A 23,410-nucleotide genomic window follows, 5' to 3' on the forward strand; every position below is an offset into this window, starting at 1 on the left:
TTAATCGCATTGCTGATTTTTGAACAGAACCTAGAAAGCTGGGTTTAATTCCAGGATAAATACCATGAGTAATCACCCTTTATCAGTCGTAGATGCAATCGATAATTTAGTTGCGGCCTATAACCAAGAAGTTGCTGAGTTTGACCAAATGGTTGAAAACGAACAGCAGCTACAAATACAAAATGACAAGCTTACTGCTTTGGTAAAAGACTATGAGCAAGGTGCTGCAGTTGTACTTAAAAATGCAAAAAATGCCGACCAACAGCTGGCGCAAGCACAAAGAGAACGCGATCAAGCATCAGCTAAAGTAAAAGACTTAACGATTACGCTAACCGCGTATAAAGAAATAGCCGGCACACCTAAAAAGCTACGCGACAGAATAAAAAGCTACAAAGACAAGCTAGAAAGCCAGCGCTTAGCGACTGAGCAACAAAAGCGCCTTTATCAAAGCGAACGCAAAACAACAGCCGAGCTTAAAACCGAAATAAGCGAACTTAAAAATCGTTTAGCAGCCGCTGACATAGTGCAAATCTACCGTGGCGATACCGACATTGTACAAACCTACCCGTATCACATTGGCGGCATGGTCGAAGGCCACGATGCAAGGCAAACCCCACTACTCTACCTACACCAAAGCGGCCGTGGTGGTTTAATCATCCTCAACAAAGATGATGAAGCCGAATTAGTCGAAGCCCCTAAAGGCGGCTTGCGCCCGAAAAAAGACACCTTAGAACTCTGTGGTAACTGGTTACGCCGTGTTAAAGCCAATAACTGGGAACTAACAGCCACAGACCTACTTACGTTAAGTAATGAAGATGAACAGCTTTGAGCAAGCCACGCTTGAAACCTTGGTCAGCTTTAAAGCTAAGGACCAAAAAGAGATCAGCCGCTTACTAACTAGCAAAAAGCTTCAAAAAGAAGCCTGCCAACTGGTTAAAAAGTGGAACAATAAACGTCAACAATTGGGCTTAGTCCCTTGGACATAACAGGAAACACCATGAATACAGAACTCAACGATGTCATGCTCGACCTAGAAACTATTGGCCAACATTCGAATGCGGTGATCGTATCAATTGGTGCCGTATTCTTTAACCCACTTACAGGCAATATTGGTGCAGAATTTTACCAAGTCATCGATATAGAAGATGCTATGAAATACGGCGAGGTAGATGGCTCAACACTTAAATGGTGGATGAAAAAAAGCGATGAAGCCCGCTCTGTCTTTAATGTAAACGACACCATGCCACTTAAAGATGCCCTTCTCGAATTCAACGAATGGATGTACCAAATCGAAGGGTTTAGAAATCGTGTTGTTTGGGGTAATGGCGCCACATTCGACAACACAATTCTAACCAATGCCTACAAAGCCACCAATATGACAAAGCCATGGCACTTTAGAAATGATCGCGATGTTCGAACAATGGTTGATGTTGGCCGTCGAGTACTTGGTATTGACCCAAAAAAATCAAATGCATTTAAAGGTAACCCACACAACGCATTAGATGATGCAAAACACCAGGCTAAATACATTAGCGATATCTACAAACAGATATCACATTGCCATTCAATCTATTTGAAACAGTAAGTTATGCACAAATTTAAACGCAACTGCGTGGCACAACAACGGGCCCGTATACGTCAATACTATCAACGTAAAAAACAGACTGAGAAACAAAAGGAGGCATCATGGCCAAAAGCAAAATACAAATAACAGCCGGCGATGTATTTAACAATTGGACAGTGCTATCTGAAGAAGCTTGTGGGCAATACTTTTTATGTCGCTGTATTTGTGGCACTGAGCGTTCAGTTAAAAAAGGTAACTTAGGCAGAGTACTTGGTTGTGGCTGTGTTCGTAAGCCTTATAAAAAACGAAACGCTACACCTAAAACCAAAAACAAAAACAAACCAATCACGGTGAGTATCGCAAAGCAAACTACACCTAAGAAAGACGCTCCGCGAGCAGTTCCTTATAGCGAACGTCAAAAATCAGCACGTGAAAAGTTAGAAGAACGTTTAGAGCATTACCGACTTGAGCGGGAAATCCGTGAGCTTTGGGCTGCATAATGGGTAATTTAATCACCATGCCAAAGGCCTGTATTAGCTGTCAGGCCTATAAGCACATTGGTAAGGCAGACGATAAACACTGCCCTCACATAGATTGGCGCGGCCAGCAGCAAACTAAAACTCGCTATGGCCAATGCCAAGTACACAAAACCCAAGTGTTCATAACAGAGCTTTGTAACCAATATCAGCAAGAGCCATTTATAGAAGTGGTTGATGCTGATAATAGGCCTGAAGCAAAACAGCCAAGGCAAGAACAACTCTTATTTTGAGGTAAAACTATGGCTAAGAAAGTAATCACTATTTTAGAAGAGGCCGATGGTGTTGTTATTGAAATTCGCACCAATGGCCGTCGCGTTAAATATGAGTGTGAAGACCTAGACGAAGCACTAGAAATACTCCCCCACTTAGACGAACTGCAAGAGGTGCCAAATGAAGAAGCCTAAATTAATGAAAGCCCGTTGCTGGGCTAAAATGTATTTCCATGAAGATTCATTACCTAGCTATAACTCTTTGCGCGATTGGGTAGCAACTGGGTATGTTCAAGGAGAGTTAGTGGGCCCAGGTCAACAAGTGTATATTTATGATAATCAGCAACCGGGCACTAACGCGAAAGCAAAAGAAATAGCATTAAAACTAGCAGCGAATAGCTAACATGGCACCAAGAAAACGTCTGAACAAAAACCGTGACCTGCCGCCGTTTTTATATTTTGTTAAAAACGCCGGCTATCAACTTAAACTTGTTAACGGTAAACGTAAAATCATTAGTCAAAATAGAACTGAAGCTATCATTATAGCCAATGAATATAACCGTATTAAGCGAAGTAACTCTAAGCTAGATGAACTGCTTACAGGTACCGGCTCTCAAGGTGGTTTGAACCTAATAGTTGACTCTATTATTGAGCGAATGACTGCCGACAAATCCCCAGGTAATAATTTACTGTCTACCTGGACTAATGATGCCGAACGTATGAAAAGTTATTTCACGATGCCAGGCGAAGATATCACGCTAAGTGATGTTACCGAATACATGGAGCACTATCATAAAGGTGCAAGTAACAACGTGTATAACCGAAAACTCAGCTTTTTAGAACTAGTCTTCGATTATGCAAAAGACAGCGGCCATATGACAAACAACCCCGCCGCTCTTAAAATCAAAAAACCCAGCGAGCGTAAAATACGTAAAGCGTTAGATGTTGATGCATTCGAAAAAATACGTGCAGCTGCCCCATTATGGCTCAGAACTGCAATGGATTTAACCATGCAAACTACACATGCAGTTTTAGAAATATCACGTATTGAATATAAATTAAGAAAAGCAGAGCCTGGGCGCTGTGGTTGTATTTGGTATAAACAACCACAACAAGACCAATTTGGTACCATATATGGTGAACTAGCTATTCACCGCCAGAAAACACATAAAAGCGAAGCTTCGCATGTGATCATACCAATCAACGAAACCATTAAAACAATTATCGACAACAGCCGCGATAGAATTGTTTCGCCTTATGTTGTACACAGGCTACCAAAGAAAAACTCAAACCCTACTAGCGCTTTAGTAAATCACGTAACTCAAATAGTTAGCAAAAACATAAGCACAGAGTTTTCAAAAGTAAGAGACAAGCTAGGTGTATACAAACACCTAAAACCTGAAGAGCGCCCCACTTACCACGAAATACGTGGTTTATCTGCAAGGCTAATAAAAGCCCAAGGCTGGGACCCACAAACTCGTATGGGCCACTCAGACAGTAAATCAACCAAGGTCTACACCGAATTCGGGAAGCAGATTGAATGGGTTCAAGTGCCTAATTTGACGGTAAATATAAACTAAAACACCAACGTCCGGACAACCCAAGCACTCTCGATTGATTATATGGTGACTTCATTTGAAAAACCAAGCCGGCTAATCCATAAATTTTAAGCCACAAAAACCCGCTAATTAAGCGGGTTTTAATGTTTTATTAATCAGAACAACAAAGACCTAATCAACAGCTTTCATGCCTTTCCATTGTACAAACGCATAAGATCATTATAAGCATCAGATAGAGCATTTCGTGAATCATGGCTTTCGCTCTGTTTATAGCTTTTAGGTATATTTTTATTATTTATATACATAGTAGTCGCTACTTTTAAACGCGCACTAGCTGCATTGATTTTTGCGGTTTGAAACATTAGCTCAGCTTGTTTGGCTTGGGCTTCTGCGGCCCTATGTAACTCTTCTCGGTGATTTGATAGTTCATCACGGGTCAATCTTAGCTCTTCCCTTTGTAATTCTAACTCTTTACTTTGAAGAACTATCGTATAAATAACACCACAAAAAGCAAGTCCAGTAAATAGAGTGTTTATAGCTCCAAACATACCACCAAAGGAATTTCTAGCATCCCAATTAGGCAGTTCAAAATAAATAACTAGTCCAAGAGTAACTTGTATTAATGCCACTAAACCAAACATTATCCATAATGCTCTAAATTTTTTCATCATTCTCACTTAAATATGTAAAGTTAATAAAAGAGTCTCGACCATTATATTTGTTTAATAACTATTTTGAGCTTTAAATGTTTGATAAGACTTTAATGAAAACACCACAGCAAAAAAAGAGTTAAAAGAAATGGCATATAAAAAATGATAGAAAACTTCTCAAATATAGAAGTTATAACAGTAGTTTGTTCTTGAGTGTGTAATCCATACCCCCAAAATAAGAAAAATGTAGTGAGCGCCCATAAAAGTAATGAAATAATTACACCAATTTGCCAAAAGTGCCCTGTAATTTCATAGAGCATATCTACACATTCTGATAAGTTATTCTCTCTACGCGCCATAATTTCCCTTTATGAATAATTCTTTTTTCAAATCTATGACAAACCGATGTCCAAATCAAGACTTAAAATACAGACTTGCATTATTACTTATTTTTAAATAACTTACTTGTATCAAAAAGATAAGGACTCAGGGACTGATATGAATGCTCTAGATAATTTATTGAAAACACACCAAGATTCGGAAGAGCTAGATTTTGAAACTATATGGAAAGAAGGTACTTTTGTATTTGATTCAAACGTATTATTAGACTTATATCGTCTACCCGAAAGTGCTAGTGATGATTTGATTAAAGTACTTAAATCAAAAAACTTTAACCCTAGAATTTGGGTTGGCTTTCAAGTAATTCTTGAGTTTCTCAACAATCGCCATAACACTATTGGAGATCAAAAGAGTAAATTCAACGAAGTCAAAATACTGATTAATGAAGCCTTATCAAAGTTTGACACTACTATACAAGAACTACAGCAATCATTGAATAAATTAAAGCTCAATGAAAGACATTCTGTTATTGAACCTGACAAATATATAACTCAGAAAAACATCGCTGATAGCAAAAAATTTTTAGACAAGTTCGTAAAAGAACTTGACGACCTAGAAAAAGATCATCCAGATGTTCATCAAACAGATAAATTTAAACAAACAGTTCTTGCAATTTTTGAAGGCAAAGTTGGAGATGCCTTTACTGAAGAAGAACTAAAAGAAATCTACGAAAATGGGGAATCAAGATATAAAAAAAGATACCACCAGGTTTTAAAGATGATAAAAAAGATGAATCATATTTTGTTAATGGTCTAGAATTTAAAAGAAAATTTGGTGACTTACTTCTCTGGCATGAAATTATCCAAAAGGCAAATATTAATAAAATTAAACACTTAGTTTTAGTAACTGGAGATGTCAAAGAGGATTGGTGGTTAAAAAAAGAGGCAAAAATCTAAATGCTAGATTGGAACTCCTTGACGAAATTTATTCAAAGTCACCAGAGCTACAATCATTTTATATGTATGATACTTCTAGCTTTTTAAGAAATGCAAAAACTTATCTGGATTTAGACATAAGTGAAGATACTATTGAACAAACCAATGATCTGATACGAGTAAATAATAAAAAGACTAACTTTTATGATAAAAAAGATGGGTTAGCAGACTTTATTGAGATAGTTAAGTTTTTAAGTAATAAATTTGATGATCTAAAAGTATATATTCATTCAAGTGTTGAATTGATACCTCCTATACTCATTCCTGAATTTGTTCCATTTTTAGTAATAAGTGAAATATTTGGGAATGCTAGTCAGCATAGCAGTGATAAAGTGTTGCAAATAACAGCATCTCTCGTAGCTGACAGTCACATAGACATTACTTTCCGTAACAAGGTTAAAATTTTTTCTAGCGATGACAAATCAGGAACTTGGACAAAAGAAAATAGTCAAAAAGATCCTGCTCGAGGCCATGGGCTAAGAGCAATTACAAACGAGTTAAAAAGTATTGGCGCGATGACCTATTCAACTTTCGATGATTATCATTATTCATTAACTATAAGATTCCCTTGGAAGCTTTTAATAAAATAAGTACATTTACTTACCTAAGTACATATAAATCTAGTATGGACTTCTTTATTTTACACTAAGAAACTCCATACAAGGCTTATGAAGTCTTATACTCCTAGTTACCACTCCTTCTAAACAGAAATCATCCTCTGGTGAAACATACACTGGTTTAAATTCATCAGAGGCAGATAACAGCAACCGGCTATCTTTATCTATGATCTTGCATACAAAGCACCCGTTGTAACTCGCAACAACAATATCACCTGTACTTGCATCCACCGCCCTATCAACTAACAGTAAGTCACCATCGAATATTCCTACTCCCTGCATAGACTGCCCAGAAGCCATTCCAATAAAGGTAGCATCGGGGTGCTTTATTAAGAGCTGATCAAGCGAAAGGCCTAGTTCTTTGTATTGAGCTGCAGGAGACTCAAAACCTGTAATACCAGCTTCGATATAAATTGGGATAACAAACATAAGTAACAAAACAAAAATACTGTACATAAATACAGTATAGTGAAAAATTTAAGTGTCTGAAAGTGAATTTTGAAGTCGCTTGAACTTAGACTTACACAATTAGATTTTCTAATATGTTGTTTAGGAAGGGCTTTATAAAAAACTGAGAATTGCATTTGTAATAAGCACTCTAACCGCTTGATTTTACAAAAGTATAAAAATGAGAAAAAATGCACTTTTTACTGTGTAAAAAAACAGTGGTTAATTTTTAATGTTACGTAGTTTCAATAGGTTAACTTAATTTTGAAGAAAATCATGGGGTGTCAGGGGTCGCAGGTTCAAATCCTGCTATGCCGACCATTTTTCTACACTCTATTCAATAAGTTACTTAACTTATCTATTTATTTTATCGCACCTTAAACATACATTCCTTTATTCATATCGTACATTTATCGCACCATATTAATCTAAACTTATTTTCTCATTTTTTGGGATATTAGGTGTTGATTGGGGGGATATATAGTAAGACAGCTAATGGCACCTCAGTTAGCCTTATAAGTTTTCACTTGCCACCGATACGATGGAGTGACGAATTAAAACAGTGTTCCAATTGTTCATAAATCATCAGATTTTTTTCAATATAGTCGTTCACCATTTCAATGAAGCTTTCAATTTCCTCTTTGTCATATGGTATCACAATAATTTTGGTGATCACCCTATGATTGATTTCGTTTAACCATTTGATCCTATCGAGCTTTTCGCTGAGATCCAATTCCTTATCCCACAAATAAACACGAACAGACACAGTTAATGAGTGAGCTAACATTCGAAAAAAGTCGCATCTTTCACTGTCAGATAGCGATTCTAATTTATCGATGAAACTATTGAGCTTAATACCAATCTCCTTTTGAGAACAGCGCCATTACTATTAGGCGCACAAATTCTTGGCTAAATCAGCGACGGAGAAGCAAACGCCGACTGTTTTCTCCTTTTTTAATTTCTTGTTATGTTTGAAAATCACTAATATATGTTCTTTTGATTTCATAATAGAATTGCCGAATCCAAAACAGCAACCTTTTTAAAAGGTCAAAAGGGATCACTACCAATTACGAGTAACGCAAATTCAGAGTTTTTAGTGAAATAGCGAGTTGCTATAGTAAGTATTTTAAAATAAACATCACAGCATTCGCTCTTTTAACAAATGCTGTGTAATTGACCTAGTTACCTTCACTTTTTAGAAGATAATGCCGCTTCTCTAGCTAGTGAAGTGATCTCATTAGTCAAATCATCATCAAACGAAAATGAATAGACTCTCCAACCTTGCTTTACTTTAAAAAATTGAAACTCATAACGTAAAGGTTGTCTATCATAAGTCACTAAATAAGTAACATGCACAAAGTTGTCACCTACAAAATAGGTGTCTATTTTGCCTACGTTGTTTATCTCTCCAACGAGTCCTTCAAGAGCATTCAATTGAGTTTTAACATTTTTAACTTGATCAGGAATTGAAGATACGTATTTGTTCGTTTTGTAAATCGAATCTACGGCTTCATTTACCTTACCAGATTGGTAAAGCTTAAAAAAATCATCAATTTCAGATTGATAATCTGATGCTAAAGAATTGAAAGATAATAATGCCGCTATTAAAAACACTGATAACTTCATATTTGGTAATATTCCTTTAGTTATGAAACCCAAAATGGGCATATCAAGCTTGAATAAAATTCGCTAAAACGATTTCCTAGCCAACTTTAAACAACCTTCTTATTGTTTTTTTTAGCTTACAGTTCTTATCCTTAAAGAGAAAGTTATAATTGTTTATCTTTAAAGTGTGTTGCATTGATAGTTGTACAATAATTCCTTGCGCGTTATCTTAAAGAATTATGAAAAACATTGCTCTTTAAGTTATTCCATTTGAAGCAATTTACAGATTAAATCAAAACTTCTTTAAATGGATTTCTTAATATCTAAAACGTCAATAACGTTGAAAAGCTATACACTAATTTACCATCAACAGCCTCATGATCTTTAGCTACAAATTGTGCTGTCCAGCCTTTGTTATCACTTGAAACTAAACCTGAAGAATGCAACTGACAAAAGAGTTGCTCTAGAAATAATGATTGGTAACTAATTAAGAGCTCTTCCAACTCAGATTCACTTTTTGAAACTGGAATATTTATTTTTGCGTTGTAAATAGCGTCAATGGGTTTTGGTTTATAAGCATTGAATTTAGTATATAAATCAGGATTTTGATTGATAAATGAATCGAGTTCATCTTGCTCGGCTTGTTGCAAATGATAAACAAATGTTGAATCACAGCATTCTGTTGCAAAGGATCGCTTATAAGCGTCGTTTACAAAGCGTGAAGAGAAAACAACAGTTCTAGGTTTGTTAGTTTGACTTTGAATATCAAAATCATTGAGTTCTAGAATTCGATGAACTCTCCATATCCCTGAACCATAGCTTCTGACCCAATCTCCGACCTTAATATTATCGTCCATACTTTCCTTGATGCCTAACGCCGCGATAAACGGAACAAAATTGCAGGCTGCAATTTAGAGCTTACACAGCCTAATATTTTTTGTTCGATTTGATTGCCTTGTTAGGGTTATAAAGCACCTTTTTTGATTGAGTGTGCTTCAAGTTCTTTTGCTATTAAATCTCGATCTATATCTTTAGGTAATAAAAATATAATTTCACTATCATCTGTAAACTTAAAAACTATGCCGTCAACAATAAACGTATATAAAGATATCAGCTCCCAAGGTATCGAAGTTATATTATCTGCTTTGATTCTAATAATACCTTTGGGTCCGGAATCAATTTTAACTGGTGACAGCCACCTAATCGTATACAAGCCCCAAGCTAAAATAAAACCTCCTGCAGGCGCAATCCAAATTGTTTTAACCAGATGATTGATAAAGCCATCTTTAGTCAACAGACTTACAACTGCCAAAATAACGAAAAACAACGTCCAAATAAGGCAGCTGATTAATACCCCCTTTGAAATGAGGCTATATCTTTCTTGATTTTGGATTGATTTAACCCAAGGTTCAGTCCACTTCATTGCCTGATTGTAACCCTAACGCCGCATAGAGGGCGGATAAAGCTTGGCTAAAATTAGCAACGAAGGAGCGCAAGCCAAGCGTTTTGCGTCCTTTTCATAATTACTTAACTAGGTTTTGCTTAGCGCATTTCCGTAATTTATACCAAGTAAGACTTTGTTAACTGTATCTTGAAACGAGCCACCGAAATATAATTGCTCATCTGGATCTGTAAAGATATAAAAGTTATTAAATTCATCGACAACTATTTGCATGTGATCTCGATGAGCTGAGGCAACAGAGAAGAGGCTATTTATGTTAGTCCAGTATTTATCAAACTCTTTGCCTAAATCAAAAGTTTTAGAGTAAAAACAAATTTCACTCGCTGAAAAGTCTCGACCTGGAGCGACTTCACCTACGGTTAGACCTCCGTATTCTTTTAGAACTCTTATTGCGTTTTTGTATGCTGGCTTAAATAAATCCAAAACATTAGTTTGTACTTTTACATTTCTTCCTTCATACCAACCAGAGTCGTCAAACAATTTCTGAATATATTGCTCGGTGTCCATTAAAAACCTAACATGTTTATAGCGAGCAAATCGGGTGTTTTTCTACCACAGTATCGCTCGCTTTTCTGAATGACTCATTTGTAACAAACTTCTTAAGTAATTGCCAATACTACTAAAATGCAGGAGCTTTAGCTTTTTCTTAGGACAAGAACGAGCTATAGGATCGTTTTCCTGACTATAAAAGCTATATTCTTTGACGAAATAGAAAAGCAATTGTGTACAGACGAAGGACGGCTCTATAAAAGAAAGGCCTTGGTAACACCCAGTTAGGGGCTGATTAATGTTTGGCTAAAATGCAAAGGTAGCGAAATCGAACCAAGCTTTAGCAGTCCCATGCTTAAACAGCTTGTTAGGTTTTCTTTTACACATAGAACCTAAATATCATTGCTTGGGACAATGCAGTCAGCGCAAATAATACAGAATCCTGACTTTGAACAAAATACAACGTTAAGCTTACTAGAATACTAACTACCATATAGATCTTGAAGGAAGCATTTGCATATTTACAAATTACCCAATGAACAGGAAAGCCGACACATAGCCACCCGACCAACGATACAAGTAAATAGACACCTAGAAAAAGTAAACTTGATACAAATAAGTCAGCAATATCACTAGCGGTTGTAGGTAGTGAAGCCATAACCGAAGTTATTACGATTATTCCTAAGGCTACCCATGACAGGCTTTTGATAATTGCGCTATCCCAGTTTCCTAAGCCCACCACTCCTCCATTAAAACATAACGATAAGCTCTGCTGCGTCGTTGCTTGAGTGCCTTGTTATGTGTTAGTTATTCGATTCTCTGCAATTACCATAATAATCGAATTGCATAGGTGAAGCTTCTTTTGATTTTCCATCAATACGGACTAATTCAGCTTTACAGTATGAGTCATAAGCACCTAACTTACCCGACACGTTTATTTCATAATTCTGCTCTGCTTTTGGCTTGAATGAAGCGTAAGTTGTACAATTGCTCATGCCTGCAACAGACATAATCATGAAGGTGTATTTTTTATCAGCAACAACATTTACGCCATTTGGATTTAATGGCGAAATTAAAGGATTACTGTCATCCAAAATAACTAATTGAGCTGCACTTTCCGCACCAAACGATTTTCCACATGATTCCTCTTCTGAGTGAACATTTACAAATGTAGAGTAACCAAGAAAAGGCGCATTGAAATCATGATTTATTTTTAGTGTCGCTGTAGGCTGATTTGCTAAAGGAGCTTTATACTTAGGTAAGCCTGCACAACCACTTACAATTAACGGTATTAATAAAAAGCCAATTCTCATAATAAATCCTTTTCTAAAATATTCGGGTAACAGCAACGCTTGCCTAACCGCCGCAAAATAGCAGGCTAAAATTAGCGTCAGCCAAGCGTTTTGCGTCCACCCTTAATGCGATTGTTATATTGCATTGTAAACCATTGGCTCACAAGGCTTTGGTTTATATTCACAATACCGATATTCAATGGTTACAATTTGAGCGACAGCTTGCTCTTTAGATACTTGAGTAAATAAACCATTCTTTAATACATAAAATAGCTCATTTTTATTAGCTGCTACTTTAAGTTGATTCCATTGACCAGCATCAACCAAGTTTGAATTGTGATTGAAGCGATATTGTATAGTTGCATCTTCGGCTAATGTAATTGAACTGTAGGATCCAAAATATAGCTTACTATTAATGCCGTTAACTTTTACTTGTTGGTGCGCACTCGGTTCTTGGTATGCAACCGGAGATATTAGATACACGATTGTACTTTCAGTACTAGGCAGAATAGGAAATTTATACTCCGCTGATTTGGATTTTAAAATTTCAGCAGGAATTCCAACGCAAGATATTAGTGCCGAAGCGACTAAAATAATGATTATATTACGCATAGCTCCCCTTGCAATATAACGCTTGCCGTAAACAGCACAAAATAGCAGGCTAAAATTGGCGACGAAGAAGCACAAGCCTGCTGTTTTGTGCCCACGGTTTAACGGCCTTGTTAGGTGTATATTACACTCTGTTTTTAAATACTACGGGTGTGATCAACATAGCTATCAAAACAATAAAACCAGCGACAAACCCAATATTTTGAAGGTAACTGACACCAGAAAAGAATAATATTATTGCTATAGCGAAAATGCCTATTTGAGAGAAACCTATAGCACGCCTCTTTCTAGCATTACCTTGCCCATGAAAAAGCCAAATCAAGGTGACAGGTAGAGATACTAATAACAAAATAAGTAGTAGGTATAATGCCCCACCTCCTCCGTGTGTCACCTCAACCTCCTATACACATAACGTTTGCTTAGCAGGCTAAAATTAGCGACGAAGGAGCGCAAGCCTGCTGTTTTGCGTCCTTTGGTTTGGGCCCTTGTTATGTACTTTTATTCAGATTTTAAGCCAGACAACTTAACGCTTTCACCTTTTGAAATTGACTTTGCTTGGTCTAAAGTAAACTGAAACCAAAATTCAGTGCGATTCTCATCGGAATAACTAAAGCAAAACTCCAATTCATCAGCGTCAAAGCCACCAACAAACGATGGAGACTGAAACATATCGCTCGACTCTATTTCAAGCCATTGATGAGTTGAGTAGTCTTGGTTAACTATCTCAATACAAATAGATTTTAATTCATCTTCAATTGGTATATCCATCACTGACCTGTTAGAGCATAGAACGCCCGCACAATGAGCGGATTAAGCTTGGCTAAAATTATAGCGAGGAACGAGCGTCAGCCAAGCTATAGGCGTCCATTCATTGATGCGTTTGTTATGTGCTTTATTTATACCTACATACTTGAGTAGCACTAATTTTATGACTTACCACTTGGGATGAATCATTCACTGCAAAGCGCAAAAACAAACTGGTATAGCATTTTGGGTCTATCTTGCTTTTTAATCTCTCTAATTCGGCTGAATTTGAATCACCACCAAAGGTTTTTTGCATATCATTTTTCATAGCATGAGCATTTAGCCAAACTTCTAAATTAGAATAGTCAGTAGATGCTTGAAGTTGGGCGTCAATTTTTACATTCCACGCGTCTTTCGCCTCTTTGATTGCTTGAATATCAATATTTTTTTGCTCTGAGCATCCGAAAAGAATAATCAATATCAAAAGCAAAGCGACACGCAACGGAAACCTCCTAGCACATAACAATTTTATAGTGCGCTCGTCCCACATCTTTCTGCCGATGTTACGCGCATGTATTAATAAGTCTATTAGTAACAAATAACTTAAGGCAAAGCCAACTCTAATTTTTTATTGGTACTTAAATATATTCAGAAAAAAGAAAATGCGCTCGTCGCTCATCTTGGGGCAGAAAGAGTTACCCCAAACTCCCGTTCAATTAATTATCACTCTGTACTTCAAACTCCTTAAAAATACTATTCACATTCACTTTTGCACCTAGCTTTGCAGCGATTAAATAGAGGCCTGCTAGTTTTCTGTGTACGAACAAGGCATCTACGGGTGGTGCGTGCCAATGCTCTGAGGCGGTGCTCATTTTAAGGCCGAGTTCTTTTATGCGTTTTGGTAAGTCGCTATTCGCAAAATCATACTCACCTTGGTGGCGCAGGGGCTCGCAGGCGAGTAAAAATATATCGACGACATTATCTATATACTCTTGAGCAAGCCCTTGTTGAAAATAGCCAATTTGCTGTGCAGCTGTTGCCACACCTGTCCTATCATTATTAATCGCAGCAGATAATAACTGTAAGTAACCAGCACTAATATGCTGAGGTAGTTCGCGGGTGGCACCAAAGTCTAAAAGCACTAAGCGTTGATTGTCGATTTGATATTGATAATTGGCAAAGTTTGGATCAGTTTGAACTAGTTTAAAGCTAAATAATTCACGTAAAAATAAGCTGAGTAGCTGTACAACCGCTTTGTTACGTAGCGCTTGCTGTGTGCTTGCCAGTTCATCTAGCTCTTGTCCTTCAACAAAACTCATTACTAGAACTTGAGAAGAACTAAGCGAATCTACCACATTTGGAATAAGGTAATTGTCATCACCCTTTAAACACTCGCTGTAGCGTTTTAAATAATTAGCTTCTAACTCGTAGTCAGCTTCGTTTATAAGCTGTTGTTTTGCTTCATCGATAAGAGGCTGTATTTCTACCTCTTTGGGTAGCAAACCACTGAGCTTCAGAAGATAAGCTAAATTATCAACATCACTGGCAATGCCTTTTGCAATACCTGGGTATTGCACTTTTACTGCTAACTTTTCGCCCGATTCACGATAGGCAATATGCACTTGCCCTATTGATGCCGCAGCAAATGGCCTAAGTTCAAAGTGTGATAATTGTTCTAGCCACGCATCGCCCCAGTGCTCTCGCATCACTTTGACTAATTGCTTTTGCGGCATAGGTGTCGCTTCTGCACGCAGCCTTGCTAAAATTGCAGATAGCTCAGGAGTGAGTAATTCACCACTGTCCATGGATAACAGCTGCCCCAATTTCATTGCTGCTCCACGCAGATTTGCAAGCTGCTCTGCAAAGCGCTGAATATTTTTTGGCTGTAACAATAACTCTTGTCGTGATGTTTGCTTGCCCGTCGCCCATGCTTTTGTGCCTTCAAACAACATATTACCTGCGACTTTACCAGCTAAAGAGCCAAGCCGAGCAGCGCGTGAAAATCGTGATGTTGGCACAGACTTTTGTTTATTACTCATATTGCTTCACACTATTAACTTAATGCATTGAATACGTTAATTGTTCAGGTTTAGATCCACTTTATATTTTAATAGATTTTAGGCAACAAAAAGGCCGCAAGGTTTCCCGATGCGGCCTTTAAACTTAATATCAATATAATTATTTAATAACTTCTAAGCCACCCATGTAAGGGCGTAATACTTCTGGTACAACAATTGAGCCATCAGCTTGTTGGTAGTTCTCTAAAATTGCTACCAGTGTACGACCAACTGCTAAACCTGAACCATTTAGTGTATGAAGTAGCTCTGGCTTTTTCTCGCCTTGACGACGGAAACGCGCTTGCATACGACGCGCTTGGAAATCAACCATGTTTGAACATGATGAGATTTCACGATAAGTGTTTTGTGCAGGTAACCATACTTCTAAATCGTAAGTTTTAGCTGCGCCAAAGCCCATATCACCCGTACATAAAATCACTTTACGGTATGGAAGCTCTAATGCTTGTAAGATTTGCTCAGCATGACCTGTTAGCTCTTCTAGCGCTTGCATTGAATCTTCTGGTTTTACTAGTTGTACTAATTCAACTTTGTCGAATTGGTGCTGACGAATAAGACCACGTGTATCACGGCCATAGCTACCAGCTTCACTACGGAAACAAGGCGTATGCGCGGTTAAACGAATTGGTAAGTCGCTTTCGTCGTAAATTTCGTCACGAGCACTGTTCGTAAGTGGTACTTCTGCTGTAGGAATTAAGCTAAAACCTGGTTGTTGCTGACCGTCATCATCCACTAAACCTAATGTGTGGAATAAGTCACCAGCAAATTTAGGTAATTGGCTTGTACCGTATAAGCTTGCGCTATTAACTAGGTAAGGTACATACATTTCTGTGTAGCCGTTTTTGTCTGTGTGCGTATCAAGCATAAACTGCGTAAGAGCACGGTGCATACGTGCAACTTGACCACGCATAACAGTAAAACGTGCGCCACTGATTTTAACGCCCATTTCAAAGTCTAGGCCGTTTACGTCTTGACCAACATCAACGTGATCTTTTACTTCAAAATCGTATGACTTAGGCGTACCCCAGGTTGAAATTTCAACGTTTTGGTCTTCGTCTTCACCTACTGGTACTGACTCATCAGGTAAGTTTGGAATAGCTAGTGCAATTTGCTTAAGCTCTTCGAGTACTGCGTCTTGCTCTGCTTTAACGCTGTCTAGTTGATCGCCAAGGTTACTGACTGAATCAAGCAGCTGTTGTGCTTTTTCGTGCTCGCCTTTCGCTTTTGCCTGGCCGATAGCTTTGGAACTTGCATTACGCTCGCTTTGAAGTTCTTGCGTTTTTACTTGTAATGTTTTGCGTTTTTCTTCAAGTGCAGTTACCGCTGCAATATCAAGTTCGAAACCGCGTGTTGCTAAACGTGCAGCCGCTTGTTCGATATCTTGACGTAAATATTTAGAATCTAACATGTTTGATTTTTAACCTTTTTGCATTACCAGCTGAAGGCCCAGCCAAGCCATAAATATACACACCACCACGTTTAAGGTGATATTGAGGGCCATTTTAAAAAGTGACCTTGTTGCAAGAGCAACAACGAATCCATTGAGAATGTTGAAAAGGTGGTTAATGCACCTAAAAAGCCAATACCAATTAAGGTTTTAGCGGGGCTAACAGCGATTATTTCTTTTTCAATCAAGCCGTATAAAATGCCCATTAACAATGAACCAAGAATATTAACTGTCAATGTGCCAAAAGGGAATCCCCTACCGAGCAGTTTTAGCATGGTTTCGCTAAGAAAGTAGCGTAAACATGCCCCTGAAGCGCCACCCATTGCAATCATCATGTAAAGTTTCAAACTATTCATAACGTTTAATATCACTTTGCTCGTTGCGCTGGGTTAAATAGTCCAGCTTTTGTTTTATTTTTTGTTCAAGCCCACGGTCAGTTGGGAAGTAATACTGGCGATCATTAATTGCCTCAGGGAAATACTTTTCACCTGCAGCAAATGCCCCTTCTTCATTGTGCGCATAACGATATTCAGCGCCATAACCCAAGTCTTTCATTAAGCTAGTTGGTGCATTGCGTAAATGCTCTGGCACCGGATGACTCGGCTCATTTTTAGCATCTTGCATAGCTTGGTTAAACGCCATATACACAGCGTTACTTTTCGGGGCACTGGCTAAGTAAATGGTGGCTTGTGCGATAGCACGCTCACCTTCACTTGGGCCAACACGTTGAAAAATATCCCATGCATTGAGTGCCACTTCCATTGCTCGCGGGTCAGCATTGCCAATATCTTCTGTAGCAATCGCTAATAATCGCCTTGCTACATAAAGTGGGTCACCGCCACCTGCTAAAATACGGCAGTACCAATACAAAGCACCATCAGGTGAACTACCTCGTACAGACTTATGAAACGCTGAAATCAAGTCGTAAAACTCATCACCGCCTTTGTCGTACTTGGCTAAGTGAGTTGGTAGAACTTGGCTTAAAACATGTTGATCAACAAGGTATTTACCCTGCTGCTCCGTGGTTAAATCAACCGCTTGCTCTAACAGGTTAAGTACTTTACGTGCATCGCCATCACTTGCTTGGCAAAGCGCTTGTTTAGCATTATCGGCAATGTCTATGTGTTTTTGGCTGAGCTCTACGTCTTCACGTAAAGCGCGTTCAATTACGTTAAATAAATCGGCTTGCTCAAGTGCTTTTAATACATACACACGAGCACGAGACAGTATCGCGTTATTAAGTGCAAATGATGGGTTTTCGGTGGTCGCGCCAACAAAAATAAACGTACCGTCTTCGATATGTGGTAAAAATGCATCTTGCTGAGATTTATTAAAACGATGCACTTCGTCAACAAACAATAAGGTGCGCTGCCCTCGCCCAGCAAGATTTGCTTTTGCTTCGGTTACGGCCTCACGAATGTCTTTTACACCCGCTGTGACTGCCGACATTTGAATAAGGCTGGCATCGGCATGGTTCGCAATAATTTGCGCTAAGGTGGTTTTACCAACGCCAGGCGGCCCCCACAAAATGAGGCTGTGGCATCGACCTGCAAGAATCGCTTGGTAAAGAGGTTTATCGGGGCTTAAAAGGTGCTGCTGACCAATGTAGTCATTAAGTGTTTCAGGTCGCATGCGCGCCGCAAGTGGGCGCACATCAGGACCAAAATTAAATCCGAGGGTACTCAAGCCTTAATCACCTTGGCTTTGGTCGTCAACTTCAACGCCCTCAGGAATAGTAAATTCAAAGGTTTGAGCTGCCAGTGCTTCGTTTACCTTGGCATCTTTAAAGGTAAATAAAGACTGCTGACCAGAGGTATCTAATACCGTTAGTGATGCGAGGCCTTGCTCTTTAGCATTAAAGTGAATGTCTAGCTTTTCAACTTGGCTCTCAACGCCTTTGTTTGGTGTGACGCTAAAGCCAGCATCGGTTGCCACAACTTGGTATTTAGCCCACTGCTCTGGATCTTTTGAGGTCAGCAATACAAACGGTGTTGAATCAATCAGGCTGTGGGTATTCATAATCGTTACTTGCTCAGCAAAGCTGTCGAAGTAATACGTTTTGTCACCATTTGATACAAACAAGGTATCGTCTGGGCTTTGCTGTTGCCAGCGGATCATCATAGGCTGCTGAAGGGCAATATTCCCCTCACCTTGCATGATAGCTTCACCTTGTGAATCGGTCACTTGCTGTGAGAACTGTGCTTTAAAACTTTTAATCGCAGCCAGTTGTTGTTGCAACGCTTCGCTATCGTCTGCAAAACTTTGACCGCTTAATAAACAACCCATAATTAGGGCTAGGTATTTAATTTTTTTCATTAATTTGCTCCACCATTTGGCACTAAGACTTCGCGGGCACCGTTGTGTCCTGGTGCGCTAACAATGCCTGATGTTTCCATTTGTTCAACTAAGCGAGCTGCGCGGTTATAACCTACACGAAGCTTACGCTGTACACTCGATACCGACACTTTGCCGGTTTCAATTACAAATGATACTGCTTCATCGTAAAGCGGATCTGACTCTTCATCACCGTCTTCACTGGTTTCTCCTGGTAGTAAAATTTCTTCTGTGGCATCACCACTTAAAATTTCATCAATATAATTTGGTTTGCCGCGTTTTTTCCAATCGTCTACAACCGCATGTACTTCGTGGTCGTCAACAAACGCGCCATGCACACGCACTGGTACACTGGTACCCGGCGGTAAGTAAAGCATGTCACCCATACCAAGTAAGTTTTCAGCGCCTTGCTGATCTAAAATGGTACGCGAATCAATTTTACTTGAAACTTGGAACGCCATACGGGTTGGAATATTCGCTTTAATCAAACCTGTAATTACGTCAACCGATGGGCGCTGTGTTGCTAGCACTAAGTGAATACCTGCAGCACGGGCTTTTTGCGCGATACGTGCAATCAGCTCTTCCACTTTTTTACCCACGATCATCATCATGTCGGCAAATTCGTCAATCACCACCACAATACTTGGTAGTTTATCTAGCTCTGCTGGGCCATCGGCCATGCCGTCGGTATCTTTAAACAGTGGATCTAGAATCGGTTGACCCGCTTCTTTGGCATCCAACACTTTTTGGTTGTAACCTTTTAAGTTACGCACACCAAGTGCCGACATCAGCTTATAACGACGTTCCATTTCGCCTACACACCAACGCAATGCATTGGCTGCTTCTTTCATGTCGGTAACAACTTCACATAATAAATGTGGGATGCCTTCGTACACAGAAAGTTCAAGCATTTTCGGGTCGATCATGATCATACGAACATCATCAGGGCCCGATTTGTACAGTAAGCTTAATATCATTACATTAACGCCCACTGACTTACCTGAACCTGTGGTACCCGCAACAAGTAAATGTGGCATTTTGCCAAGGTCAGCACATACTGGCTCGCCAGCAATGTCTTTACCTAACACCATAGTCAGTGGTGATGGGTTTGATTCAAACTTAGGCGCGTTAATAACTTCACTTAAGCGCACGATTTCACGGTGTTTGTTTGGTAGTTCTATACCCACATAGGTTTTACCCGGAATTACCTCTACCACACGGACACTCACAGCAGACAGTGAACGCGCTAAATCTTTTGATAAACCTGTGATTTTGGCCACTTTAATACCCGGCGCTAAATCAAGCTCAAAACGCGTTACAACCGGACCCGGGTAAACCCCAACCACCGCAGCTTGAATATTAAAATCAAGTAATTTTGTTTCAACTAAACGCGAAATACCATCAAGCTCTTCTTGCGATAATGGGTTTTTCGCTTTATCAGGGCGGTCTAATAAATCAAGCGACGGCAACGGATTTGCTGGCGGTTGCTCTTCAAGTAAGGCTTCAAACTTTTCTTTTGCCGTTGGCGGTGGCTGATACGCTGGTTTTGGTTTAGGCATTGGGCGCGCAGGCGAAACAACCGTTGTAACTGGTTTCTCTGGTTCTAAAACGGGGCTTTGATCAAGCGCATTAAGTGCTGATACTGTATCGAAAGATTCATCATCAAGGGCACTAAAACCAATTTCTTGGTCAAGAATATCGTCTAGTTCATCAAAACCTTGGAAGTCATCATTGGCTTTTTCAGCAGGCTTCTGCTGTGCTTTAGTCTGCTTTGGCTCATCTTTTTCGGCATCGTTAAAACCAATTGCAGGTTCGTTTTCTGGCTCGACAAAGTTTGCATCAGGTTCTGTAGTTGCAACGTCTTTAACGGCTTCTTTCTCGCGGTGCATCCAGGCAGAAAATTGCTCACGCAAAAAGTAGAATGTTTTCATCACCCATTTGCCAACAAAATCGACAAATTGTACCCACGAAATACCGGTTAATAAGGTTAAACCTGCAAAGAAAAAACACAGTAATAAAATAGAGGTACCGGTAAAATTAAAGGTCGGCATCATGGCTGTAGCGATGACATCTCCCACTACCCCACCGGATGAAAAATTATAAATATCATCAAAATTAATGCTGCTGATGGCTGTCGCTGAAGTAATAAACAGCGCAAAGCCAATTACACGTAAGGCAAGTGTGGTGTAATCAAGCTGAAAAATACGGTGTGGTTGTTTAAACAGTAAATAACCAAACAACTGAATAGCAAGAGGTACTAAATAAGCAAGCCAGCCAAAAGTGAGTAATAGGATATCTGCAACCCAAGCTCCCGCTGTGCCGGTAATATTCTTAACATTAACAAATTCACCGGTTTGCGACCATGAAGGGTCGGCAGGATCAAAACTGATTAATGCACATAAAATAAATACTGCAGCAAAGGTGCTGATGATTAGCCCCGTTTCTAACAGTCTTTGAACACCATTTAGGCGCATAGCTCCCTATTCCTTATTATTCTTTACTTATCGATTAGCAGTGAAATACCTTAGCAGGAAATGCCGTTTGATGCACTTTATCTTAACCTTGATGGACTGATAATGAACAAGTTTTTGTTACTCAATGTGTATTTTAACAGTTTAGGCGATATATGGGCGAATAATGACCCCTTGTTCACCTTTTACTTCTTCCATTACCACATAAGTTCGGCTTTCACTAACGTTAGGTAGTTTTAGCAGAATATCACCCAGTACATTGCGATATTCAGACATATCATTTACCCGCGTTTTTAATAAAAAGTCGAAATTACCCGACACTAAGTGACATTCGATTATTTCGTCGTGTTTTTTAACCGCGACTGTTAAACTCTTCGAACACATCTGGCGAGGTTTTCGTGATAGTGACTTCTACATACACGGATAATCCTTGACCGAGCTTAGCAGGATCGACTACCGCTTTGTATCCAAGTATATAACCTTCTCTTTCAAGCTTTTTAACCCGTTCTAAACACGGGGTGGCGCTTAGGCCTACACGCCGCGCGAGCTCTACATTAGAGATCCGACCATCGAGCTGTAATTCCATTAAAATTTTACGGTCTATCCTGTCGAGTAATTGGTGCATATGGCTAACCAGAGTTTTAAACTGTTATATATTAATTTTTAGAGTATATCACTAGAATACCACTTAAAAAAGGTGAGACACACTGGCAGGTCATGAATATAATAGTCAAAAATTTTACCCCGTTCTATTAAGGCGAAAAACTATGATTATTGGTGTACCTAAAGAAATTAAAAACCATGAATACCGTGTAGGTATGGTTCCTGCGAGTGTTCGTGAACTAGTAAACCATGGCCACCAAGTATTTGTTGAAACTGATGCTGGTATGGGCATTGGCTTCACAAACGAAGATTATGTAGCAGCAGGTGCTGAAATTTTATCAACAGCGGCAGACGTTTTTGCTAAAGCTGAAATGATCGTAAAAGTGAAAGAGCCACAAGCTGTTGAGCGTGCAATGTTACGCGAAGACCAAATTCTATTTACTTACCTTCACTTAGCACCGGATCTTCCACAAACTGAAGACCTAGTGAAAAGTGGCGCTATCTGTATCGCTTACGAAACAGTAACTGATGCACGTGGCGGTTTACCTCTTCTTGCTCCTATGAGTGAAGTTGCTGGTCGTATGTCTATTCAAGCTGGTGCACAAGCATTAGAAAAATCTAACCACGGCCGTGGTATGTTACTTGGTGGTGTACCAGGTGTTGAGCCAGCTAAAGTTGTTGTTATCGGCGGCGGCATGGTTGGTCGTAGCGCGCCGCAAATGGCTGTTGGCCTAGGCGCAGACGTTGTTGTTCTTGACCGTAACATCGATGTATTACGTGCTTTAGACGCACAGTTTGGTAATAAAGTTAAAGCACTTTACTCAACTGCCGACGCGTTAGAAAAACACGTACTAGAAGCTGACCTCGTGATCGGTGGCGTACTAATCCCAGGTGCTGCAGCGCCTAAACTAGTAACTGCTGAGCACATCAAAGCAATGAAACCTGGTTCTGCAATCGTTGACGTTGCAATCGACCAAGGTGGTTGTATCGCAACTTCTAAAGCGACTACTCACGCTGATCCAACTTACATCGTTGATGACGTTGTTCACTACTGTGTTGCTAACATGCCAGGTGCTGTTCCACGTACTTCTACGTTCGCACTTAACAACGCAACGTTACCGTTTATCATCAACCTTGCTAACAAAGGCTATAAGAAAGCGCTTCTTGACGATGCACATTTCTTAAAAGGCTTAAACGTGATCAAAGGCCAAGTTACTTATAAAGAAGTAGCTGAAGCTTTCAACATGGAATATGTTGACCCACGTACAGCGGTTGAAAATGCTTAATAAGGGCGCGTTGACCTTTGTGGATTAAATTTGTTCACTCTAGGGGCGATTTAATCGCGGCGCGAGATTTGTAA

The 23,410-nt window shown here is 39.3% G+C and carries 26 protein-coding genes and 3 pseudogenes; 11 read left to right on the top strand and 18 right to left on the bottom strand.

Annotation, left to right across the window (positions count from 1 at the left end; genetic code table 11):
• Positions 1-64 precede the first annotated feature (64 nt).
• From P4S60_RS09395 to P4S60_RS09430, 8 genes are all read left to right on the top strand, one after another.
• A complete protein-coding gene (locus P4S60_RS09395; RefSeq protein ID WP_337115773.1) occupies positions 65-829 on the top strand; it encodes a hypothetical protein in 765 nt (254 codons plus the stop codon).
• Complete coding sequence (locus P4S60_RS09400; protein ID WP_337115774.1) at positions 816-986, top strand: hypothetical protein; 171 nt, start codon at positions 816-818, stop codon at positions 984-986. The genes P4S60_RS09395 and P4S60_RS09400 overlap by 14 nt, the downstream gene beginning before the upstream one ends.
• An 11-nt stretch (positions 987-997) precedes the next feature.
• On the top strand, positions 998-1,585 hold the full coding sequence (locus P4S60_RS09405; RefSeq protein ID WP_337115775.1) for a 3'-5' exonuclease: 588 nt from the start codon (positions 998-1,000) through the stop codon (positions 1,583-1,585).
• Between the two features lie 101 nt (positions 1,586-1,686).
• Positions 1,687-2,064, top strand: coding sequence for a hypothetical protein (locus P4S60_RS09410; RefSeq protein ID WP_337115776.1), 378 nt, complete (start codon positions 1,687-1,689; stop codon positions 2,062-2,064).
• On the top strand, positions 2,064-2,333 hold the full coding sequence (locus tag P4S60_RS09415) for a hypothetical protein (RefSeq protein ID WP_337115777.1): 270 nt from the start codon (positions 2,064-2,066) through the stop codon (positions 2,331-2,333). The genes P4S60_RS09410 and P4S60_RS09415 overlap by 1 nt, the downstream gene beginning before the upstream one ends.
• A gap of 9 nt (positions 2,334-2,342) precedes the next feature.
• Positions 2,343-2,507 (top strand): hypothetical protein, encoded by a 165-nt coding sequence (locus P4S60_RS09420; RefSeq protein WP_194442382.1) that lies wholly within the window; start codon positions 2,343-2,345, stop codon positions 2,505-2,507.
• Entirely contained in the window at positions 2,494-2,715 is a 222-nt protein-coding gene (locus tag P4S60_RS09425; RefSeq protein WP_337115779.1) for a hypothetical protein, read from the top strand. Before P4S60_RS09420 ends, P4S60_RS09425 begins: the two co-directional genes overlap by 14 nt.
• 1 nt (position 2,716) lies before the next feature.
• Positions 2,717-3,892, top strand: coding sequence for a tyrosine-type recombinase/integrase (locus P4S60_RS09430; RefSeq protein WP_337115780.1), 1,176 nt, complete (start codon positions 2,717-2,719; stop codon positions 3,890-3,892).
• A gap of 164 nt (positions 3,893-4,056) precedes the next feature.
• Here the strand turns inward: P4S60_RS09430 and P4S60_RS09435 are convergent, their stop codons facing one another.
• Positions 4,057-4,539, bottom strand: a complete 483-nt coding sequence (locus tag P4S60_RS09435; protein WP_337115781.1) for a hypothetical protein — start codon at positions 4,537-4,539, stop codon at positions 4,057-4,059.
• 480 nt (positions 4,540-5,019) lie between these two features.
• On the opposite strand from P4S60_RS09435, the pseudogene P4S60_RS09440 reads away from it, so the two are divergent.
• Positions 5,020-5,816 (top strand): annotated as a pseudogene (locus P4S60_RS09440) (PIN-like domain-containing protein).
• Entirely contained in the window at positions 5,789-6,445 is a 657-nt protein-coding gene (locus tag P4S60_RS09445; protein WP_337115784.1) for a hypothetical protein, read from the top strand. The pseudogene P4S60_RS09440 and the gene P4S60_RS09445 overlap by 28 nt, the downstream one beginning before the upstream one ends.
• Before the next feature lie 45 nt (positions 6,446-6,490).
• On the opposite strand, the gene P4S60_RS09450 is transcribed toward P4S60_RS09445, so the two are convergent.
• The 17 genes and pseudogenes from P4S60_RS09450 to lrp form a co-directional block, all read right to left on the bottom strand.
• On the bottom strand, positions 6,491-6,901 hold the full coding sequence (locus tag P4S60_RS09450; protein WP_337116849.1) for a LexA family protein: 411 nt from the start codon (positions 6,899-6,901) through the stop codon (positions 6,491-6,493).
• A gap of 1,206 nt (positions 6,902-8,107) precedes the next feature.
• Positions 8,108-8,545: a hypothetical protein gene (locus P4S60_RS09455; RefSeq protein WP_337115785.1), complete on the bottom strand. Its 438-nt coding sequence runs from the start codon at positions 8,543-8,545 to the stop codon at positions 8,108-8,110.
• Positions 8,546-8,847: 302 nt separating this feature from the next.
• The gene (locus P4S60_RS09460; RefSeq protein ID WP_337115786.1) at positions 8,848-9,381 is read right to left on the bottom strand and encodes a hypothetical protein; all 534 of its coding nucleotides are present in this window, start codon (positions 9,379-9,381) and stop codon (positions 8,848-8,850) included.
• A gap of 107 nt (positions 9,382-9,488) precedes the next feature.
• Positions 9,489-9,947 carry a hypothetical protein gene (locus P4S60_RS09465; protein ID WP_337115787.1) on the bottom strand — a complete coding sequence of 153 codons (459 nt, stop codon included), beginning with the start codon at positions 9,945-9,947 and terminating at the stop codon, positions 9,489-9,491.
• Between the two features lie 108 nt (positions 9,948-10,055).
• A complete protein-coding gene (locus tag P4S60_RS09470) occupies positions 10,056-10,493 on the bottom strand; it encodes an SUKH-3 domain-containing protein (protein ID WP_105182056.1) in 438 nt (145 codons plus the stop codon).
• Positions 10,494-11,278: 785 nt separating this feature from the next.
• Positions 11,279-11,788, bottom strand: coding sequence for a hypothetical protein (locus tag P4S60_RS09475; protein ID WP_337115788.1), 510 nt, complete (start codon positions 11,786-11,788; stop codon positions 11,279-11,281).
• A 114-nt stretch (positions 11,789-11,902) separates the two neighbouring features.
• The gene (locus P4S60_RS09480) at positions 11,903-12,379 is read right to left on the bottom strand and encodes a hypothetical protein (protein ID WP_337115789.1); all 477 of its coding nucleotides are present in this window, start codon (positions 12,377-12,379) and stop codon (positions 11,903-11,905) included.
• Between the two features lie 121 nt (positions 12,380-12,500).
• Positions 12,501-12,767, bottom strand: a complete 267-nt coding sequence (locus P4S60_RS09485) for a hypothetical protein (RefSeq protein ID WP_337115790.1) — start codon at positions 12,765-12,767, stop codon at positions 12,501-12,503.
• Positions 12,768-12,874: 107 nt separating this feature from the next.
• On the bottom strand, positions 12,875-13,144 hold the full coding sequence (locus P4S60_RS09490; RefSeq protein WP_337115791.1) for a hypothetical protein: 270 nt from the start codon (positions 13,142-13,144) through the stop codon (positions 12,875-12,877).
• Positions 13,145-13,268: 124 nt separating this feature from the next.
• On the bottom strand, positions 13,269-13,622 hold the full coding sequence (locus P4S60_RS09495) for a hypothetical protein (RefSeq protein WP_337115792.1): 354 nt from the start codon (positions 13,620-13,622) through the stop codon (positions 13,269-13,271).
• Between the two features lie 214 nt (positions 13,623-13,836).
• Positions 13,837-15,159, bottom strand: coding sequence for an ABC1 kinase family protein (locus P4S60_RS09500; RefSeq protein WP_337115793.1), 1,323 nt, complete (start codon positions 15,157-15,159; stop codon positions 13,837-13,839).
• 139 nt (positions 15,160-15,298) lie between these two features.
• Positions 15,299-16,603 (bottom strand): serine--tRNA ligase, encoded by a 1,305-nt coding sequence (gene serS, locus P4S60_RS09505; RefSeq protein WP_337115794.1) that lies wholly within the window; start codon positions 16,601-16,603, stop codon positions 15,299-15,301.
• 9 nt (positions 16,604-16,612) lie between these two features.
• Positions 16,613-16,998: pseudogene (crcB, locus tag P4S60_RS09510) on the bottom strand (fluoride efflux transporter CrcB).
• Positions 16,991-18,328, bottom strand: a complete 1,338-nt coding sequence (locus P4S60_RS09515; RefSeq protein ID WP_337115795.1) for a replication-associated recombination protein A — start codon at positions 18,326-18,328, stop codon at positions 16,991-16,993. Before P4S60_RS09515 ends, crcB begins: the two are co-directional and overlap by 8 nt.
• A gap of 3 nt (positions 18,329-18,331) precedes the next feature.
• On the bottom strand, positions 18,332-18,958 hold the full coding sequence (gene lolA / locus P4S60_RS09520; protein WP_337115797.1) for an outer membrane lipoprotein chaperone LolA: 627 nt from the start codon (positions 18,956-18,958) through the stop codon (positions 18,332-18,334).
• The gene (locus P4S60_RS09525) at positions 18,958-21,450 is read right to left on the bottom strand and encodes a DNA translocase FtsK (protein ID WP_337115798.1); all 2,493 of its coding nucleotides are present in this window, start codon (positions 21,448-21,450) and stop codon (positions 18,958-18,960) included. The genes lolA and P4S60_RS09525 overlap by 1 nt, the downstream gene beginning before the upstream one ends.
• Positions 21,451-21,591: 141 nt before the next feature.
• Positions 21,592-22,072 (bottom strand): annotated as a pseudogene (gene lrp / locus P4S60_RS09530) (leucine-responsive transcriptional regulator Lrp).
• Positions 22,073-22,214: 142 nt separating this feature from the next.
• Between lrp and ald the strand changes: the two are divergent.
• Positions 22,215-23,336 carry an alanine dehydrogenase gene (ald, locus tag P4S60_RS09535; protein ID WP_337115799.1) on the top strand — a complete coding sequence of 374 codons (1,122 nt, stop codon included), beginning with the start codon at positions 22,215-22,217 and terminating at the stop codon, positions 23,334-23,336.
• The last annotated feature ends 74 nt before the right edge of the window (positions 23,337-23,410 follow it).

Source organism: Pseudoalteromonas sp. Hal040 (assembly GCF_037162425.1).
GTDB lineage: Bacteria > Pseudomonadota > Gammaproteobacteria > Enterobacterales > Alteromonadaceae > Pseudoalteromonas > Pseudoalteromonas gelatinilytica.

Excerpts from the sequence above, each read along its gene's own strand:
- P4S60_RS09525 (WP_337115798.1), bottom strand. The coding sequence starts at position 21,450 with ATGCGCCTAAATGGTGTTCAAAGACTGTTAGAAACGGGGCTAATCATC.
- ald (WP_337115799.1), top strand. The coding sequence starts at position 22,215 with ATGATTATTGGTGTACCTAAAGAAATTAAAAACCATGAATACCGTGTA.
- P4S60_RS09395 (WP_337115773.1), top strand. The coding sequence starts at position 65 with ATGAGTAATCACCCTTTATCAGTCGTAGATGCAATCGATAATTTAGTT.
- P4S60_RS09455 (WP_337115785.1), bottom strand. The coding sequence starts at position 8,545 with ATGAAGTTATCAGTGTTTTTAATAGCGGCATTATTATCTTTCAATTCT.
- P4S60_RS09415 (WP_337115777.1), top strand. The coding sequence starts at position 2,064 with ATGGGTAATTTAATCACCATGCCAAAGGCCTGTATTAGCTGTCAGGCC.
- P4S60_RS09420 (WP_194442382.1), top strand. The coding sequence starts at position 2,343 with ATGGCTAAGAAAGTAATCACTATTTTAGAAGAGGCCGATGGTGTTGTT.
- P4S60_RS09465 (WP_337115787.1), bottom strand. The coding sequence starts at position 9,947 with ATGAAGTGGACTGAACCTTGGGTTAAATCAATCCAAAATCAAGAAAGA.
- P4S60_RS09430 (WP_337115780.1), top strand. The coding sequence starts at position 2,717 with ATGGCACCAAGAAAACGTCTGAACAAAAACCGTGACCTGCCGCCGTTT.
- serS (WP_337115794.1), bottom strand. The coding sequence starts at position 16,603 with ATGTTAGATTCTAAATATTTACGTCAAGATATCGAACAAGCGGCTGCA.
- P4S60_RS09435 (WP_337115781.1), bottom strand. The coding sequence starts at position 4,539 with ATGAAAAAATTTAGAGCATTATGGATAATGTTTGGTTTAGTGGCATTA.
- P4S60_RS09410 (WP_337115776.1), top strand. The coding sequence starts at position 1,687 with ATGGCCAAAAGCAAAATACAAATAACAGCCGGCGATGTATTTAACAAT.
- P4S60_RS09400 (WP_337115774.1), top strand. The coding sequence starts at position 816 with ATGAACAGCTTTGAGCAAGCCACGCTTGAAACCTTGGTCAGCTTTAAA.
- P4S60_RS09500 (WP_337115793.1), bottom strand. The coding sequence starts at position 15,159 with ATGAGTAATAAACAAAAGTCTGTGCCAACATCACGATTTTCACGCGCT.
- P4S60_RS09475 (WP_337115788.1), bottom strand. The coding sequence starts at position 11,788 with ATGAGAATTGGCTTTTTATTAATACCGTTAATTGTAAGTGGTTGTGCA.
- P4S60_RS09425 (WP_337115779.1), top strand. The coding sequence starts at position 2,494 with ATGAAGAAGCCTAAATTAATGAAAGCCCGTTGCTGGGCTAAAATGTAT.
- lolA (WP_337115797.1), bottom strand. The coding sequence starts at position 18,958 with ATGAAAAAAATTAAATACCTAGCCCTAATTATGGGTTGTTTATTAAGC.
- P4S60_RS09480 (WP_337115789.1), bottom strand. The coding sequence starts at position 12,379 with ATGCGTAATATAATCATTATTTTAGTCGCTTCGGCACTAATATCTTGC.
- P4S60_RS09450 (WP_337116849.1), bottom strand. The coding sequence starts at position 6,901 with ATGTTTGTTATCCCAATTTATATCGAAGCTGGTATTACAGGTTTTGAG.
- P4S60_RS09460 (WP_337115786.1), bottom strand. The coding sequence starts at position 9,381 with ATGGACGATAATATTAAGGTCGGAGATTGGGTCAGAAGCTATGGTTCA.
- P4S60_RS09470 (WP_105182056.1), bottom strand. The coding sequence starts at position 10,493 with ATGGACACCGAGCAATATATTCAGAAATTGTTTGACGACTCTGGTTGG.
- P4S60_RS09405 (WP_337115775.1), top strand. The coding sequence starts at position 998 with ATGAATACAGAACTCAACGATGTCATGCTCGACCTAGAAACTATTGGC.
- P4S60_RS09490 (WP_337115791.1), bottom strand. The coding sequence starts at position 13,144 with ATGGATATACCAATTGAAGATGAATTAAAATCTATTTGTATTGAGATA.